Origin of the sequence: Streptomyces sp. DSM 40750 (assembly GCF_024612035.1) — a bacterium.
Lineage (GTDB): Bacteria > Actinomycetota > Actinomycetes > Streptomycetales > Streptomycetaceae > Streptomyces.
In genome coordinates this window covers 10,490,826-10,506,367 of the sequence record NZ_CP102513.1, presented here as the reverse complement: position 1 = coordinate 10,506,367, position 15,542 = coordinate 10,490,826, and the positions used below count along the sequence as shown (strand labels likewise).

Here is a 15,542-nt window from a genome sequence, read left to right as displayed (position 1 = left end):
GCCGCATCCGTGTCGGATGACGCCACGAAGTCGCCGGCCCGGCCAGGGGCCAGACCCTCACCACAGGATTCCCGGATCGCTGGAGGTGAGTACTTGCCATCGGCCACCCTTGGCAAATACGCTTACGACCATAAGCCAAACGATCGTAATTCAATGACGCAAGGAGCCTGTGATGGCAACAACCCGGCCGGTAGCACTCGTGACGGGAGCGTCATCGGGTATCGGCAAGACAACGGCCCGCTCCCTCGTCGCAGCGGGTTTCGAGGTAATCGGAACCGGCCGGAGAACCTCGGGACTCACCCCGCCCGCCGGAGTGACGTACCTCGACCTTGACGTGGCGAGCGATGAATCCGCCACCGCCGTGGTCGAGCAGGTGATCGACCGGTTCGGGCGGATCGACGTCCTGGTCAACAACGCCGGTATCGGCTCAGCCGGTGCCGTCGAGGAGAACTCCGTCGCCCAGGCCCAGAGCGTCTTCGACATCAACGTCTTCGGTGTCATGCGTATGACGAAGGCCGTCCTGCCGCACATGCGCGCCCAGGGAGGGGGACGCATCATCAACGTCTCGTCCGTCCTCGGGCTCATCCCCCAGCCCTTCATGGCCCTCTACGTCTCGGCGAAGCACGCCATCGAGGGCTACTCCGAGTCCCTGGACCACGAGGTCCGCGAGCACGGCGTCCGGGTCCTCCTCGTCGAGCCCGGCTACACCAAGACCAGCTTCGACACCAACGCCGCGCAGCCCGACACCCCACTGCCTCTGTACGCGGAGCGACGGCGCATCTTCGACGAGATGATCGCGGATGCGATGAAGGACGGCGACGATCCTGCCGTCGTCGCCAAGGTGATCGTCACGGCAGCCACCGACAAGAAGCCGAAGCTGCGCTACACCGCCGGCCCCCTCGCCTCACGCGTCAGCGCGGCGCGCCGCCTCGTCCCCGCCGGGACGTTCGACAAGCAGGTCCGCAAGACCAACCGGATGCCCGGATGACCGGCTGACGTCGCCACAGCACATCGACCTGACTGCGCGCGACAAGCGGACGCGGCAGCGACCCGAAAGGAATATCACCATGGGAATCAGTGCGGAAGCACAGCAGTTCGCGGAGTTCCTCGCGAGCACGAACGCGAGGGCGGCCACACCCGGCCTCGACCTGGCCGTCATCCGCGACATCGTCGACTCGAACCACAAGGCGTCGACCGAGCCGGAAGGCGTCACCTATGCCGAGGTGGACGCGGGCGGCGTACCCGCCCTGTGGGCGATCCCCGAGGGCGCCGACCCCGACAAGGCGCTGCTCCACTTCCACTTCGGCGGATCGGTCGCCGCGTCGATGCACTCCGACCGCAAGGCCGCGGGCCACATCGCGAAGGCGGCCGGAGCCCGCTCCCTCGTCGTGGACTTCCGCCTGGCACCCGAGCACCCCTACCCGGCGCAGCTCGACGACGCCGAGACGGCCTACCGGTGGCTGCTCTCGCAGGGCTACGAGCCCCGGAACATCGGCAGCACGGGCCACTCGATCGGCGGCACCCTCGCGGTGATGCTCCCGCTCCGTCTGCTCGCGAAGAACGAGGCGACCCCGGGCGCGATCGTCAGCGTCTCGCCGTGGACCGACCTCACCATCCAGAACGCGTCGGTGGACGCGAACGAAGACAACGACAAGATGCTCAGCCGGAACACCCTCGAACTCTTCCGCGGAGCCTGGCTGCAGGACCCCGCGGTGGACTTCACCGACCCCCAGATCAGCATCGTGAACGCCGACCTGACCGGCCTGCCCCCCACGACCGTCCACTACGGCGAGTACGAGACCCTCGCCGACGACGGCGCCCAGCTCGGCCGCCGCCTCGCGGACTTCAAGGTCACCTCCGAAGTCCACCCGCTGCCCGAGGGACAGCACTCCTTCGTCCTGGGCGCCGGGCGCGTACCCGAGGTGGACCAGGCCATCCAGCAGATGGGTCAGTGGCTCCGTAAGCACCTCGGCGCGTGAACAGAAGAACCCTCGTAAACCGTCGGTGGTCCTCCGCACGGATGACCACCGGCTGCTGTGCCCAGACCAGTCCCGACTCGACTCGACCGACTCGACCGACTCGACCGACTCGACGAGCACGGTCGGCCGTGCGTAACGGTCCGTTCCGAGTCCTTCCGCGTCATCGTCGGCAGGCGGACCGGACGACCTCCCCGATCACCGGGGGCCGCGTCCGCCTGCCGACGCGGCCCCCGGACGAGGAGGCGTGGACCGGCTCGTTCCGCTTCGCACGCGTTTGAGCACCGTCCGGGCAGGCAGCCGAACCGGGCCGGCCGACCACATCCAGGTGGCGTCCACGAAACCCCCATCGGGCACGTCCGCAGCGTTGCATCGGAAGGACGTCCCGAGCAGCACAACCCGGCGAAGGAGACGACTGATGACTGAGAAGGCCACGCCCGGTGACGCCCTGCACGGCCCCGGCTTGACCGACGTTCGCGACATGGTCATGGCACATGACGCGTTCCGTCGTGCTTTGCGCTCCAGTGCGTCTCTGGTGAGCGCGGTCAACGACGGTGACCGTAAACGGGCCGGTGTGGTCGCCGACCACCTGGAGTTGATGCTCGGCCTGCTCGTCCACCATCACGAGGGCGAGGACGCGTTGCTGTGGCCCATGCTGCTGCAGCGTGTGCCCGGGGAACTGGCTCCCCTGGTGCGCCTGATGCAGTCCCAGCACGAGGCGGTGCACGGGATGCTCGACGAGGTCACCGCCCTGATTCCGCCCTGGCGAGTCAACCCCACCAGCGCGGCCCGCAGTCGGCTGGCCGACCGCGTCGAGCACCTCCTCGTCCTGCTGGAGGAACATCTGCGCGACGAGGAGAAGCATCTCCTGCCGGTCGCCGCACGCACCGTCACCCAGCCCGAGTGGGACGCGGTCGCCGAACGCAACCTCAAAAGCCTGCCGCCCTCCAAGGCCCCCATGGTCTTCGGCCTGTTCATGGCGGTCGGTGACCCGGAGATCATCGCGCAGCAACTCGTCAAGGCGCCTGCGCCCATCCGTCTGCTGCTGCGCCTCACCGCCCGTCCCGCCTGGCGTCGCTACCAGGCCCGCGTTTTCGACGCCTGACGATCGCCCGGCGCATCGACTACAGCCGCAGGTGTCGAGGTTCAGGGTCGTCCGTCCAGATAGGTACACGGTCACGTGTACAGGCGGCCGTACGCCACAGCGGAGGGGCCGCCCGATAGCCGGCCGCCTCTCACGGGCATGTCGTGGCCGGCGGCCAGGAGGTCCAGGAACTCCGGGTTTCAATGGTGCCGCGGAAGCGGTTCAGCAGGACCAGCGGGATGCCGCCCTGCGGCCCCATCCGCCGGTAGGTGAACCGCGCGGAGGGCCCTTGGACGGTGAGGTCCTCGACCTTGTCTGCCAGATACGTACTCATGATGTCCTTCTCTTGTTGACGGGTGCGGGAGACCTCGGGTCGACCCCTGCGCAGCAAGTCGAAGGCGTTGATGTCGCATACGAGCCGGGAGTACCGGAGGTCGTTCCCTCCGCCGACGTCCCATGTGCCGATGCCGGGGTTGTCGACCATGTCGTCGAACCGCCCCAACTGCTCGATCGCGTTGGCGACCTGCGCGTCGCCGGTTACAGCGAGTTCGAGCGAGGCCGGCCGTCGCGACGGCTCACCCTGCACGAAGGCTGGTGCCTTCAAGCGAAGGCATTAAATTACGTTCGTGATATTAAGCCCTGCGGAGGGCGTGCGTGCGAGCAGGCACTCGCGGAAGACGGAAGCCTGGGACGCGCCACCGGAATGAGTCCAGGCGGGCAACGGGGCTGCCCGTCGCGAGAATCAGCGCAGGGCGGACCCACGACACCCCGCCCCCGGTCGAGCGGCCGACGGTACTGTCGAGCTATTAGATTACGTTCGCAATACCATACAGTGGGGAGCCGGTGGAGACCCAATGACCCACCGGCGAGCGAAGGAGCGTGTTGTGCGCTACGGGAATGAGCACAAGCAGGCGACCAGGCAGAGGATCATCGAGATGGCCGGCCGCCGGTTCAAGCGGGACGGCATCGACGGATCAGGCATCTCAGCGCTCATGCAGGACGTGGGGCTGACCAACGGCGCCTTCTACGTCCACTTCACGTCCAAGGACAACCTCGTCGCCACCACGGTCGCCGACCAACTACAGGCGCAGAACGCGAGCATCGTCGCGCAGGCGGCGTCCGGTCGCGCCGGAGTCGAACAGATCGTGCGGTGGTACCTGTCCGCCCAGCAGCGCGACAACCCCGGCGACGGCTGCCCCTCCGCCGCCCTGCTCGACGAGATCGCGCGCTGCGCGGACCCGACCAAGCAGGCGTACACCGACGGCGTGCTGATCGTCGTGGACGGCATCGCGGCCCGCCTGGCGCCCGACGATCCACTTTCGGTCCGCACCAGGACGCTCAGCGCCTACGCCATGATGGCCGGAACGCTGCAGCTCTCCCGAGCCCTCGCCGACCGGCGACTCTCCGATGAACTACTTGAGCAGGGCATCCACAACGCCCTCGCGCTACTGGGCGTCGAACATGAGCATGCCATGGTTTCGAACTGACCCACCCACCAAAGCCGCAAGGCACCCCTCGCTTCCGCACGGCACTCCGCATGGTCCGACACCGCGTCGACTCCTGGCCGGAAAAACCGAATGCCTCCGCAAGGCGTACGGGGCAACAGTGCGACCGGCGGCCAGGATCCGCTGACCAGTTGTGCGTCCTCCACCGGCGCGACGCGCGATGTCGGCGCGGGCACTGGCTACGCACACCGTCCCCGCCGCCCGCGCGATGGGCCCGACGGCAACGTCCACTGTGTCGACGGCAGCGGCCCGCTGCTCGATGTCCTCGAGAAGCGGGCCGCCAGGGAAGGCCTCGCCCCGCAAGTGACGACCGAGGTCGGCGCGTTGGCCCCGTTGCCTGCACCGGACACCTCGCTCGATTTGGTGCTGTGCACGTATGTCCTGCACAAACTGGCCGAGACGGCTGCCGCGGTCATCGCTGAGAGGCACCGGGTGCTCAGGCCCGGCGGGCGGGTCGCCATCGCGGACTACCGCACGACCTCGGACATCGCACGCAACCGCGAGAGCGAGGCCTGGTACGCGCGCCAGCCCGGCGGGGCGGGCCCCGACGGGCGCCATCTCAGGTTCTCTCTCGAAGAGTTGGAGGAGATGCCCGCCGCAGCCAGCGCCGCGCGTCGGCCGGGTCGGCCTCGGGCTTGCGCTTGCGCTTCCCGGTGGCGAAGAAGTCCGCCGCCGCGAACTCGGCCACATATTCCAGCAGTGTGGTCTTGCCGATGCCCGGGTCACGCAGGTCCATTTGCTTGAAAGCTAATGGGCTGCGGTCGCCCGGAGGCACTGCCGGCAACCCGAGTTCAACGACACCAAGTCATGTTTGACGGACACGGTGACGGATCCGTTTTCCTCGCATCCTCCGTAGCGTCGGACGTGATCATTGAATCCTCCCCTCCCTGAAGGGAGGGGATTCCTGGCTCAGGCTGCCTCCTGGAGCTGCGCTCCAGGAGGTCTTCCGCCATCAGCACCAGCCGGGTTGAGACCAGCCCGGACGAGCATGACGCGTGCGGAGTTCTTGTCCCGGGGGGACACCTCTCCGCACGCGCTGCAGGTGTAGGTACGCTCACCCAGCGGCAGGCGATGCTTGGCTCTCGCATCGCAGTGCGCGCAGTCCATCGTGGTGTGCGCGGGGTGTACAAGGCGGATGTCCCGCCCGTGCTTGCGGCCCATCTCGATCAGAGCGGCCTTGGTGGCGCCGATGGCGGCGTCGGCGGCCTTGCGGGCCATGCTGGTTTTGGCGAGGAACTTCGGACGGAAGTCCTCGACAGCGATGGCGTCGTGGTCGCGGACCACCTTCTTGGCCCACTTGCGGCCGGTGTCCTGACGCTGCCTGGCGACCTTCTTGTGCGCCTTCGCCCGCAGTTTCTTCGCCTCGCGGTAGCCCTTCGATCCGGGCCGGCCCTTCTTCGGCTTGCGGCGGGCCATCATCCGGTCGTACCGGGTCAGCTTCGCCTTGGCCTTCCTGCCGTGCCCGGCGTGGGGGAGGTCGTGCGCGTCGGACGTAGTGGTCGCGGTCTCCTTCACGCCCCAGTCGACACCAAGTACACGGCCGGTCTCCGGCAGGGGATGGATGCGGGCTGGGACGACGAACGAGCCATACCAATGCCCGAGGCTGTCCTGGTACACGCGCACCGAGGACGGCTCCGCCGGCAACTCCCGCGACCACACCACGGTCAGGACGATGCCGCCCGCCAGATGCAGCCGGCCGTCCTTCAGCCGGAACCCGCGCTTGGTGTAGTTGAGGGTCGCCAGCGCCTCGCGCTTCCTCTTGCACCCGGGCATCCCTGCCCAGCGTGCCATGGGCAGGCGCTCTGTGATGTCCTTGTGGGCCTTGGCGCGGGAGCGGCCGAAGTCGCGGATGACCTGCTGCTGGACAACCGACGAGCCCTCACGCAGCCACGGCGTACGGGCGCGGGCCTCGGTCAGCATCCGGTCGAGCTGAGCCGGACCGCACGTGGCCTTCTGGCCGGTGGACCTGTTGTGCAGGTGTACGGCCCTGGACTTGGCGACGCATTCGTTCCACACCCAGCGGCACCGGTCCCACTCCGCCGCCAGGGCGGTGCGGGCAGCGGACGACACGCGCAGCCGGTAGGTGTAACGGGCATGCCCGGCCCCCGCAGCCGCCCCCACCTGAACCATCTCGCCCCCTCACAGCCACCCGGCCGGGACACCGCGCCGCCCCGAACCCAACCCTGCGAAGGACCATACGTACGACAGCCGCACAAACACGCCCCGATCCCACAGCCACCACCCCGACCAGCGACCACAGGCACACGCGTTCGCATCACCTCGGTGATGCCGACAGCCCTACGGGCGCTCCGCGCCCTGAACCGCATGCGGCCACGCTCCGCGTCGCAACGCCCGGATGCGATTCCTCCCCGGCGTGAACACCGGGGCCTCCTCGCAAGAAACAGGTGAACTCGCGCACCACCGCAGGAGAAAGACACGGCGACAGCGATCCGGGGTCGGGAGCGTCGGCAGGACAGTGGCTCGGCTCGTTGTGACGGATGCCGATATCGCCGCAGCGGCCACGGACCCGAAACCGAGGCTGCGCTACACCGCCGCCCCGACCGTCGGCCGCGTCAGCACGTTATGCCGCCCCGCCCGGCCCTCGGCCAGCAGCGCTGCACACCCGGCCGGTCGGCTGACCCGCTCGTCCGCCAAGCCGATCGGGGCCTCGATTTCTTGGATCGCCGGACGTGACCACTTGCCATCGACGGACGACCACCGTATGGTCGTACGAACGTAAGACATACGATCGTAATGTCAAGTAAGGGAGTACGTGATGGCGACAACTCGGCCGGTGGCGCTCGTGACAGGTGCCTCATCGGGGATCGGCAAGGAGACGGCCCGCGCCTTCGTCGCGGCGGGTTTCGAGGTGATCGGAACCGGCCGCAAGACCTCCGGACTCACCCCGCCAGCCGGTGTGACGTACCTCGATCTCGACGTCGGCAGTGACGATTCGGCCACCGCCGTGGTCGCAGAGGTGATCGACCGGTTCGGACGCATCGACGTCCTGGTCAACAACGCGGGTATCGGCTTGGCGGGCGCCGTCGAGGAGAACTCCGTAGCCCAGGCCCAGAGCGTCCTGAACGTCAACGTCCTCGGTGTCATCCGTATGACGAAGGCCGTCCTCCGGCACATGCGCGCCCAGGGTGGCGGACGCGTCATCAACATCTCGTCCGTCCTCGGGGTCGCCCCCCAGCCCTTCATGGCCCTCTACGTCGCGTCGAAGCACGCCATCGAGGGCTACTCCGAGTCCCTGGACCACGAGGTCCGCGAGCACGGCGTCCGGGTCCTCCTCGTCCAGCCCGCCTACACCAAGACCAGCTTCGACACCAACGCCGCGCAGCCCGACACCCCGCTGCCTCTGTACGCGGAGCGACGGCGCGTCTTCGACGAGGTGATCGCGGAGGCGATGGAGGACGGCGACGACCCCGCCGTCGTCGCCAAAGCGATCGTCACCGCGGCCACCGACAAGAAGCCGAAGCTCCGCTACACCGCCGGCCCGCTGGCCTCACGCGTCACCACGGCGCGCCGCCTCGTCCCCGCCGGAACGTTCGACAAGCAGATCCGCAAGACCAACCGCCTGCCCACCTGACATCCCGGTCCGGCTTCGAGGGCGCGGCGCCGATTCCGCCCGAATGTCTCCGCTGTACCCGACATCACTGGCCTCTCTGATGTCGCCGAAAGTCCGTTGATCAGTCACTCGTTGATCTACCGAGGAGAGTCATGCAGCAGCAACGCCAGCACACGGCCCGGCGCAGTGCATCGAGCGCACGGCGTTTTGTGAAGAGGAACGTCGGGATCGCGTTGGCGGTCACCGCGACGGCGGCCGTCCTGGTCTCGGCGCCGTCCGCGTCCGCGGGGACGACACCCTCGTATCGCGGATCCGTGGTCACCGACGTACGGACCGCGGCAAAGTTCGACTACGCCGCCGGCGAGATCCCCGAGAACATCACCGCCAACCCCGACGGCTCGGTGACCCTGTCCATGCTCGGCAGCTGCGCGGTGTGCGAGCGCACCCACGGGCCGCAGCTGATGCGCATCTCCGCGTCCGGAGAACGCACGGTGCTCGTCACCGGACAGGTGGGCGAAGCGATCAGCGGCAACACCCGCGGCAGTGACGGCACCGTCTACTACAGCGTGTGGGCCCCCGGCAACGCGGCCCGCAACGGCGTGTACACGCTGCGTGCGGACGGCACCCCTCAGCGCATCGCCGCGCTGCCCGCCGACGCGGGCCCCAACGGACTCGCCATCGACCCGGCCGGACGCACCCTCTACATCGCCGACAGCCTCAAGGGCATCATCTGGTCCGTTCCCGTCACGGGCGGAACGCCGGCCCCGTGGCTGACCGACACCGCCCTCGCACCGGTGCCCACCGAAGCCCTGCCGATCGGCGCCAACGGGCTCAGATTCCACAACGGCGCCCTGTGGGCCAGCAACTTCAACAAGGGCACCCTGCTGCGCATACCGGTCACCACCACCGGCACGCCCGGCCCCATCCGCCAGGTCGCCGGCGGCCTGCCCAACATCGACGACCTCAGCTTCCTCACCCCCCGCTCCGACGTGGTCTTCGCCGCGCAGAACGGCACCTCCTCGAACAACGGCCCGGACCGGATCCTGGTCATCTACCCCAACGGCACCTACAAGCCCGTCCTGACCAGCACGGACGGTCTCGCCTCACCCTCCGCCACCGCCGTTCGCGGCGACCAGCTGTACATCACCGACGGCGGGGTCCCCGACCCCCACGACCCGAAACTCCAGACCGCCAGGATCAACTTCCCCGCTCTCCTCGCAGGCGCGGCACACTGACCCGACCAGCGGCAGCCGGGGCACAAGCCCCGGCTGCGACGGAGGAACACACCGTGCGGTACACGAAAGAACACAAACAGCAGACACGACAGCGGATCATCGCGACGGCCGGCCGCCGGCTCAAGCGCGACGGCATCGACGGCTCCGGAGTCGCCACGCTCATGAAGGACGCCGGCCTGACCAACGGCACCTTCTACGCCTACTTCGCCTCCAAGGACCACCTCATCGCCACCGAACCCCGCGTCACGCCCTACCCGGCCGAAACCACCCGTCGCATTTGGGCGGATCACACCGTCAACGCCCTTCCGCTACGCCCGGCTTGACGATCCGCCGACGTAAAAGCGAGGCCTGGCCGGCTCCGCGCTTCCGTCGACGGCGCTCCGCCAAGGTTCCGGCGCGGGGCCCTTCGCCCTGCCGGTGATAACGCCACCGCCACAACGCCCGATTCTGAACCGGTGGGTACGGCTGCGGCCGCTCCCACTCGGCATCACCAGGATCACCTCGCCCATGCCCGCAACAGTGCCCCGGACACGAGGCAGTCACGTGACAGCGGCTCATCGCTTGCCGCTCTGTATTCCCGGACCGATCGACGGTCCCCTTCTCCCTCCGGAGTTCTCCGTGTTCATCGCCTATGTCGTCCTCGCTGTCGTGCTGTCCCTGGTGCTGGTCCTCTCTGCCGTTCCCGACATCACCCGCGACCCGAAGATCACAGAGGGGCTCAAGGCGCTCGGGGTGCCCGACAGCTGGTTCTTGCCGCTCGGTCTCGTCAAGATCGCGGGCGCGCTGGGGCTACTCGCCGGCATCGCCTACCGACCGTTGGGCATCGCGGCGGCGATCGGCGTCGTCCTGTACTTCCTGGGCGCCGTGATCACGCATGTCCGTGGAGGCGACAAGAAGGGGAGCGGCACCCCGGCCGTCATCATGCTCTTTGCCGTGGCGCCGCTGGTGCTGGGGTTCGCGACGCTCTGATCGTGCTCCACGATCGCGATCAGACCAGCTCACGGTCACACGGCGCAGCCACTGCCAGACACTTGCCTCCAGCACCCGGACTGGAGGCAAGTCGCTCCGGGACGGCTGGCGCCGGCAATGTCTGGACGGCCCACGCCAGCCGCCCCGGACAACCTCGGACTTGCGGGCGGCTACGGCGCGCAGTCCTGGTCGTGGCGCCGACAGCCTCAGACTTGCGGGCGGCTACGGCGCGCAGTCCTGGTCGTGGCGCCAGCAGTGCCGATCAAGTTCGGGCAGCACCTGGAGGAACTCCTCGAGCAGGCCGCCGCCCTCGCCGTCCCCGGCCTGGACCCGGCCGCCCTGGACACCTCCACCACCGTCCTGTCGGACGCGGACACGGCCGCCCCGCACTCGCGGCCACCGCGGTCGCGGGCACCAGCAAGGTCGTCCAGGCCTACGGGCTGCTACGCGCGGTGGAGCGCACCCCACCGGGCCACGGCGAGGTCGCCGACCCCGGGCTGTGCACGCTCGCCCCGCTGTCCTCGACCACCAACGACCCGGCAGGCGCGGAGGGTTCGGACGCCAGCGGCCGGGAGGGGCCGACGCTGCTGCCCGACGACGAGACGGCGACCGCCGCCACCGGACGCGGCACGGTGGCGCTGGAGGCCGTCACGCACACCGGGGCCGCTCCCCCACCCGGCCGCCTCGCAGGACGGGGGCTGCCGTTGGCCTCGTTGTTCTCGGCTCGGCTGCGCTGGTCGCTGGCCGGACTCGTCAGCTGCGTGCCGGGGCTGGCCGTGGCGACCTGGGTGACGACCGACCACCACCCGCTGCACGCCGCCTATCTCACCCTCCTCGACCTCTTCGCCATCAACGACCCGGCGCTCGACGAGCCCACCACCCGTCAGGTACTCCAACTTCTGGCCGGACTGGCCGGGTTACTGTTCCTGCTTCGGGGAGGGTTCCACCGGCAGGCCATGCGGTCCCGGGCACAGGCCGGGGCGACGGGCGGCGCCGGACGACCAGGCGATGCCGAGGTCGTCGGCGGATCCGGAGACGGTTCCGGCACTCGCGGCATGCCGGATTCAGGCAGAGCCCGGACCACTGTCAGGTGCGGGCGAGCCGGGCGGCGCCGAAGGACACGTCGAAGCGGTCGCACCAGATGCTGACGCTGGTGTAGCGGGAAGGGTCGACGTCGGCGGGCACGGTGTAGTTCTGGCTGCCCTTGTTGCCCTTGAGCTTGCCGAGGCTGACGTACTCGCCGTCGTCGAAGACGTGCCAGCCGGCGGTGCCCTCCAACACCTGCGCGTCGGTCAGCCACACACGCAGGTCGGGGCCGTTGCTGGTGTCGAGGTTCTCCAGCCGTACGACGTGGGAGCCGTCGGAGAGCCGTACGAGCTTCACCGTGCCCGAGGTCGTGTGCTCGTGGCTGATCAACTCGCCGCTCGCCAGCGTGTCCGGCCCGGATGCCGGGGACGCCGACTGGGACGGCGCCGTCGTGGGAGGAGTGGACGTCCCCGCGACCTCGGGCAGCGCCTCCCGCACCGTCTCGTCCTGCCACAGCTTCCACGGCTGGAACCAGTACAGCCCAAGGCCGGCGCCGACGACCGCCATCACCAGTACGCCGAGGGCCAACGGCCTGCCCAGCACCTTCCGTACGCGTCCCATGCCTGTCCCGTCTTCCAGAGAGCTTCCCGTCACTCCCCATTCAACGGGCCAGGAAGGCGTCATGAACCCCGCGAGAGATGACGGAATGCTTACGTCGCCGTGCCCGTGCCCAGGCCCAGGCAAAGCCGAAACCGCCGCACGGCGGGCCGCCACCGGGCGCGGTTCATCGGCCTCCGCCTCGGGCATGGCGCCAGGAGCCAACTCAGCCGCCGTCAATTAGTATTTTGACATAGGTTTCTTCTCATAGGTAACTTGCTGCCGTGACCGGAATCAGTGAGGCTCGCCTGAGCCAGGGCGTCGACCATGTGGCCGCAGGCCTCGTGGCGTGCCTGCCCACGCTGAACCGGTACCTCAAGCAGAGCATCGACCGGCAACTTCCCTACCCCAAGCTCCCCGAGCGGCAGTTGGCCCTGCTTCAGTACGTCGCCAAGCACGACGGCGCGACCGTCCACAAGGCGGCCGAAGCACTGCGGATGATGCCGAACAACGTCAGCGCCCTGGTCACCCGCCTCACCGACGCGGGCCTGCTGGAACGGCACCAGGACGACACCGACAAGCGCGTCGCGCACCTGTGCGTCACCGCCAAGGCCCGTCAACGCATCGGCGAGGTCGAGAACATCGCGGCGGCGCAGTTCGCGGCGGCGCTGCGTACCCTCACCGACGGCGACCGCGACGCCCTCGGCTCGGCGCTCGGCGCCCTCGAGGCTCTCACCCGGCGCCTGCGCGACCACTCCGCCTGAACGGTCGGACTCTCCCCGTACGCCTGCTGCCCTTGCCGCTGCTGCGGTGGGGCCGGGTGTGCTGTTCGCATACACAGCTCCCCCGCACATGTCCACGCGCCCCAGCCGCGCGCCGCACGTCCCGAGGACGGCTCACACATGTCTGTCACCGCTGTTTCCACAGCGCCCATTTCCGTATCCGACCCCCACCCCCGCGGTCTTCGCGCCAACCCCTGGCTGACGCTGCTCGCCGTCGGGCTCGGCCTGTTCATGGTCGGCCTCGACGGCTCCGTCGTCTCGATCGCCAATGCCGAGATCGCCCGCGACCTGAACGCCACCACCGCGGAACTGCAGTGGGTCACCAACTCCTACCTGCTCGCCCTCGCCGCCGCCCTCATCCTCGGCGGCAAGCTCGGCGACCGCCTCGGGCGCCGTACGGTCTACCTCGTCGGCGTCGTCGGATTCACCGTCGCGTCCGTCGCGATCGGCCTCGCCGGCTCGATCGAGGGCGTCATCGCCTTCCGGGCCGTGCAGGGCCTCTTCGGTGCGATGCTCATGCCCAACACCCTCGCGTTGCTGCGGGCCGTGTTCCCGCCGAAGAAGTTCGGCATGGCGGTCGGCATCTGGGCGATGATCTCGTCCGTCTCCACCGCGCTCGGCCCGATCGTCGGCGGACTGCTCGTCGAGCATGTCAACTGGGAGTCCGTCTTCTACATCAACGCCCCCATCGGCGTCATCGCCCTCGTCTTCGGCCTCGTGGTGCTGCCGCAGTCCAGGAACGAGGCGGCCGCGAGCGAGAAGTTCGACGTGCCCGGCGTCGTACTGCTCGCGCTCGGACTGATCGCCGTCGTCTTCGGCGTCGTCAAGGGCGAGACATGGGGCTGGACTTCGGCCGGCACGCTCGGCGCGATCGTCGGCGGTGTCGTCGTCCTGGTCCTCTTCGGCTGGTACGAGACCCGCGTCGCGCACCCCCTTCTTCCCATGCGGCTGTTCCGCAACCCGGCCCTGACCATCGGTGCGTTCGTCACCGCGCTGAACTTCTTCGTCCTGCTCGGCTCGATCTTCTTCGTGATGCTGTACCTGCAGAACGTACGCGGCTTCACGCCCGTCGAGTCCGGTGTGCGCACCCTGCCGCTCAGCCTCGCCTCCATGGTGGCCTCGCCGCTCGGCGCGAAGCTCACCGAGAAGTTCGGCCCGCGCCTGACCATGCCGCTGGGGATGGTGCTCCAGGCCGGCGCCGCGTTCACGATGCTCGCGTGGAGCGCCGACTCGTCGTACGCCACCCTGTGGCCGCCGTTCGTCGCGCTCGGCCTCGGCGTCGGCATCGTGATGTCCGCGTCCTCCGACGCGATCGTCGGCAACGCCCCCGTCAGGGACGGTGGCATCGCCGGTGGCCTCCAGGCCACCTCGCTCCAGGTCGGCGGAGCGCTCGGCACATCGGTGCTCGTCTCCCTCATCAGCAGCCGCGTCGGCTCCACACTCACCGACTCACTGACCGACGCCGGCGTACCCCACTCGGCAGCCACTCGCTTCGAGGAGGCGAAGGACGCGGTCGCGATGGGCGTCGCCCCGGTCTCCGACGCGATGCCCGCACAGCTCAGGGCGGCCGTGGTGGAGGGCAGTCACGCCGCCTTCATGAACGGCGTCCACACCGCCGTCCTGGTCACCGGCGTCCTCGCCCTCGTGGGCGCCGCCCTCGCGGCGTTCGGCCTTCGAGGCCGGGAGGACGGGAACAACGCGACCACCGGGAACGACGAGAAGGTGCCGAGCCCGGCCGCTGCTCCGGCCGCGCCCGTCACAGACACTTCGTCCGCCCCGGCGGCGACCGCGAGTGCCGCTGCCGCGGTCCGGTCCTCCGGCGGCATCCCGGTCAGCGGCCGCGTCATCGGCGCCGAATCGGCATCCGTGCCGCGGGCAGCCGTCACCCTGATCTCGCTGGGCGGGCGGCAGGTGGGCCGCGTGGTGGCCCACCCGGACGGGTCGTACACGGTGGATGCGCCGGGCGCGGGCAGCTACGTGCTCATCGCCTCCGCCGAGGGCTACCAGCCGCAGGCCTCGACGGTGGTGGTCGGCGACGAGCCGGTCTCGTACGACGTCCTGCTCTCCGGCACCAGCGGTCTGGTCGGCAGGGTCAGGTCGGCCGACCGCAAGAAGCCGGTCGTCGGCGCCATGGTGGTCGCGGCCGACGTGCGCGGCGACGTGCTCGCCGCCGGGCTGACCGAGACGGACGGCACCTTCAGCTTCGCCGAACTGATGCCCGGCCGGCTGACCCTCGCGGTGACCTCGGCCGGCTACCGGCCGGTCGCGCTGCCCGTCGAGATCGCCTCGCAGGGTGTCACCAGGACCGAGGTCGAACTGTCCTCCGGCCTGCCGGTGCAAGGCGTGGTCCAAGCCGCGGGTAGGCCGCTGAACGACGCGCGGGTCACGCTCATCGACGCGGCCGGCAACGTGGTCGCCACCGCGACCACCGGCGAGGACGGCGGCTATGCCTTCACCGACCTGGACGGCGGCGAGTACACGGTCATGGCGGCCGGCTACCCGCCGAAGGCCACCAGTCTGACCGTGCACGGCTCGGGTGTGCAGAGCCACGACATCGAGCTCTCCCACCCGGGCGCGTGACGGTCGCCTGGCCGGGCGCGCCGAGAGCGGCGGCGCGCCCGGCCAGGCGGTGAAGAACCCTGGGCCTGGTGGTCGGCGGCCGATGGCCGGTGGTGGGTGGTCGGTGGCGGCGGCCGGCGGTCGGTGGTCGGCGGCCGGCGTGGGTGGCCGGTGGTCGGCGGTGGGTGGCCGGTGGTCGGTGGCGGCGGAGGACGGCCTGCCGCCACCGGTCCGGGTT

At 69.4% G+C, this 15,542-nt stretch carries 13 protein-coding genes and 3 pseudogenes; 12 read left to right on the top strand and 4 right to left on the bottom strand.

What is annotated here, in order from left to right; translation table 11 throughout:
* The first annotated feature begins 172 nt into the window (after positions 1–172).
* From JIX55_RS45900 to JIX55_RS45890, 3 genes are all read left to right on the top strand, one after another.
* The gene (locus JIX55_RS45900) at positions 173–988 is read left to right on the top strand and encodes an oxidoreductase (protein WP_257569144.1); all 816 of its coding nucleotides are present in this window, start codon (positions 173–175) and stop codon (positions 986–988) included.
* A gap of 79 nt (positions 989–1,067) precedes the next feature.
* The gene (locus JIX55_RS45895; protein ID WP_257569143.1) at positions 1,068–1,979 is read left to right on the top strand and encodes an alpha/beta hydrolase; all 912 of its coding nucleotides are present in this window, start codon (positions 1,068–1,070) and stop codon (positions 1,977–1,979) included.
* A gap of 415 nt (positions 1,980–2,394) precedes the next feature.
* Positions 2,395–3,081: a hemerythrin domain-containing protein gene (locus JIX55_RS45890; protein ID WP_257569142.1), complete on the top strand. Its 687-nt coding sequence runs from the start codon at positions 2,395–2,397 to the stop codon at positions 3,079–3,081.
* A 130-nt stretch (positions 3,082–3,211) separates the two neighbouring features.
* Here the strand turns inward: JIX55_RS45890 and JIX55_RS45885 are convergent, their stop codons facing one another.
* Positions 3,212–3,664: a hypothetical protein gene (locus JIX55_RS45885; protein WP_257569141.1), complete on the bottom strand. Its 453-nt coding sequence runs from the start codon at positions 3,662–3,664 to the stop codon at positions 3,212–3,214.
* A 250-nt stretch (positions 3,665–3,914) separates the two neighbouring features.
* Here JIX55_RS45885 and JIX55_RS45880 point away from each other — a divergent pair, with 250 nt between their 5' ends.
* Complete coding sequence (locus JIX55_RS45880) at positions 3,915–4,547, top strand: TetR/AcrR family transcriptional regulator (protein ID WP_257569139.1); 633 nt, start codon at positions 3,915–3,917, stop codon at positions 4,545–4,547.
* Positions 4,548–4,637: 90 nt separating this feature from the next.
* Positions 4,638–5,057, top strand: a pseudogene (locus JIX55_RS45875) (class I SAM-dependent methyltransferase); the annotation flags it as partial.
* Positions 5,058–5,124: 67 nt separating this feature from the next.
* Here JIX55_RS45875 and JIX55_RS45870 read toward each other — a convergent pair.
* Both JIX55_RS45870 and JIX55_RS45865 read right to left on the bottom strand, forming a co-directional pair.
* On the bottom strand, positions 5,125–5,301 hold the full coding sequence (locus JIX55_RS45870; protein WP_257569746.1) for a hypothetical protein: 177 nt from the start codon (positions 5,299–5,301) through the stop codon (positions 5,125–5,127).
* Positions 5,302–5,474: 173 nt separating this feature from the next.
* Positions 5,475–6,695, bottom strand: coding sequence for an RNA-guided endonuclease InsQ/TnpB family protein (locus JIX55_RS45865; protein WP_257569138.1), 1,221 nt, complete (start codon positions 6,693–6,695; stop codon positions 5,475–5,477).
* 646 nt (positions 6,696–7,341) lie between these two features.
* Here JIX55_RS45865 and JIX55_RS45860 point away from each other — a divergent pair.
* The 5 genes and pseudogenes from JIX55_RS45860 to JIX55_RS45840 form a co-directional block, all read left to right on the top strand.
* On the top strand, positions 7,342–8,157 hold the full coding sequence (locus tag JIX55_RS45860) for an oxidoreductase (RefSeq protein ID WP_257569137.1): 816 nt from the start codon (positions 7,342–7,344) through the stop codon (positions 8,155–8,157).
* 131 nt (positions 8,158–8,288) lie between these two features.
* Positions 8,289–9,371, top strand: a complete 1,083-nt coding sequence (locus JIX55_RS45855) for an SMP-30/gluconolactonase/LRE family protein (RefSeq protein ID WP_257569136.1) — start codon at positions 8,289–8,291, stop codon at positions 9,369–9,371.
* A 53-nt stretch (positions 9,372–9,424) separates the two neighbouring features.
* A pseudogene (locus JIX55_RS45850) lies at positions 9,425–9,601 on the top strand (TetR/AcrR family transcriptional regulator); the annotation flags it as partial.
* 388 nt (positions 9,602–9,989) lie between these two features.
* Complete coding sequence (locus tag JIX55_RS45845) at positions 9,990–10,340, top strand: DoxX family protein (RefSeq protein ID WP_257569135.1); 351 nt, start codon at positions 9,990–9,992, stop codon at positions 10,338–10,340.
* A 264-nt stretch (positions 10,341–10,604) separates the two neighbouring features.
* A pseudogene (locus JIX55_RS45840) lies at positions 10,605–11,269 on the top strand (potassium transporter TrkA); the annotation flags it as partial.
* A gap of 157 nt (positions 11,270–11,426) precedes the next feature.
* On the opposite strand, the gene JIX55_RS45835 reads toward JIX55_RS45840, so the two are convergent.
* The gene (locus JIX55_RS45835) at positions 11,427–11,987 is read right to left on the bottom strand and encodes a DM13 domain-containing protein (RefSeq protein ID WP_257569134.1); all 561 of its coding nucleotides are present in this window, start codon (positions 11,985–11,987) and stop codon (positions 11,427–11,429) included.
* Between the two features lie 260 nt (positions 11,988–12,247).
* On the opposite strand from JIX55_RS45835, the gene JIX55_RS45830 reads away from it, so the two are divergent.
* Positions 12,248–12,727, top strand: coding sequence for a MarR family winged helix-turn-helix transcriptional regulator (locus JIX55_RS45830; RefSeq protein WP_257569133.1), 480 nt, complete (start codon positions 12,248–12,250; stop codon positions 12,725–12,727).
* Between the two features lie 138 nt (positions 12,728–12,865).
* Positions 12,866–15,325 (top strand): MFS transporter, encoded by a 2,460-nt coding sequence (locus JIX55_RS51695; protein WP_443046682.1) that lies wholly within the window; start codon positions 12,866–12,868, stop codon positions 15,323–15,325.
* The last annotated feature ends 217 nt before the right edge of the window (positions 15,326–15,542 follow it).

Coding starts and splice junctions, on each gene's coding strand:
- JIX55_RS45900 (WP_257569144.1), top strand. CDS start 173: ATGGCAACAACCCGGCCGGTAGCACTCGTGACGGGAGCGTCATCGGGT.
- JIX55_RS45895 (WP_257569143.1), top strand. CDS start 1,068: ATGGGAATCAGTGCGGAAGCACAGCAGTTCGCGGAGTTCCTCGCGAGC.
- JIX55_RS45890 (WP_257569142.1), top strand. CDS start 2,395: ATGACTGAGAAGGCCACGCCCGGTGACGCCCTGCACGGCCCCGGCTTG.
- JIX55_RS45880 (WP_257569139.1), top strand. CDS start 3,915: ATGACCCACCGGCGAGCGAAGGAGCGTGTTGTGCGCTACGGGAATGAG.
- JIX55_RS45870 (WP_257569746.1), bottom strand. CDS start 5,301: ATGGACCTGCGTGACCCGGGCATCGGCAAGACCACACTGCTGGAATAT.
- JIX55_RS45865 (WP_257569138.1), bottom strand. CDS start 6,695: ATGGTTCAGGTGGGGGCGGCTGCGGGGGCCGGGCATGCCCGTTACACC.
- JIX55_RS45860 (WP_257569137.1), top strand. CDS start 7,342: ATGGCGACAACTCGGCCGGTGGCGCTCGTGACAGGTGCCTCATCGGGG.
- JIX55_RS45855 (WP_257569136.1), top strand. CDS start 8,289: ATGCAGCAGCAACGCCAGCACACGGCCCGGCGCAGTGCATCGAGCGCA.
- JIX55_RS45835 (WP_257569134.1), bottom strand. CDS start 11,987: ATGGGACGCGTACGGAAGGTGCTGGGCAGGCCGTTGGCCCTCGGCGTA.
- JIX55_RS51695 (WP_443046682.1), top strand. CDS start 12,866: ATGTCTGTCACCGCTGTTTCCACAGCGCCCATTTCCGTATCCGACCCC.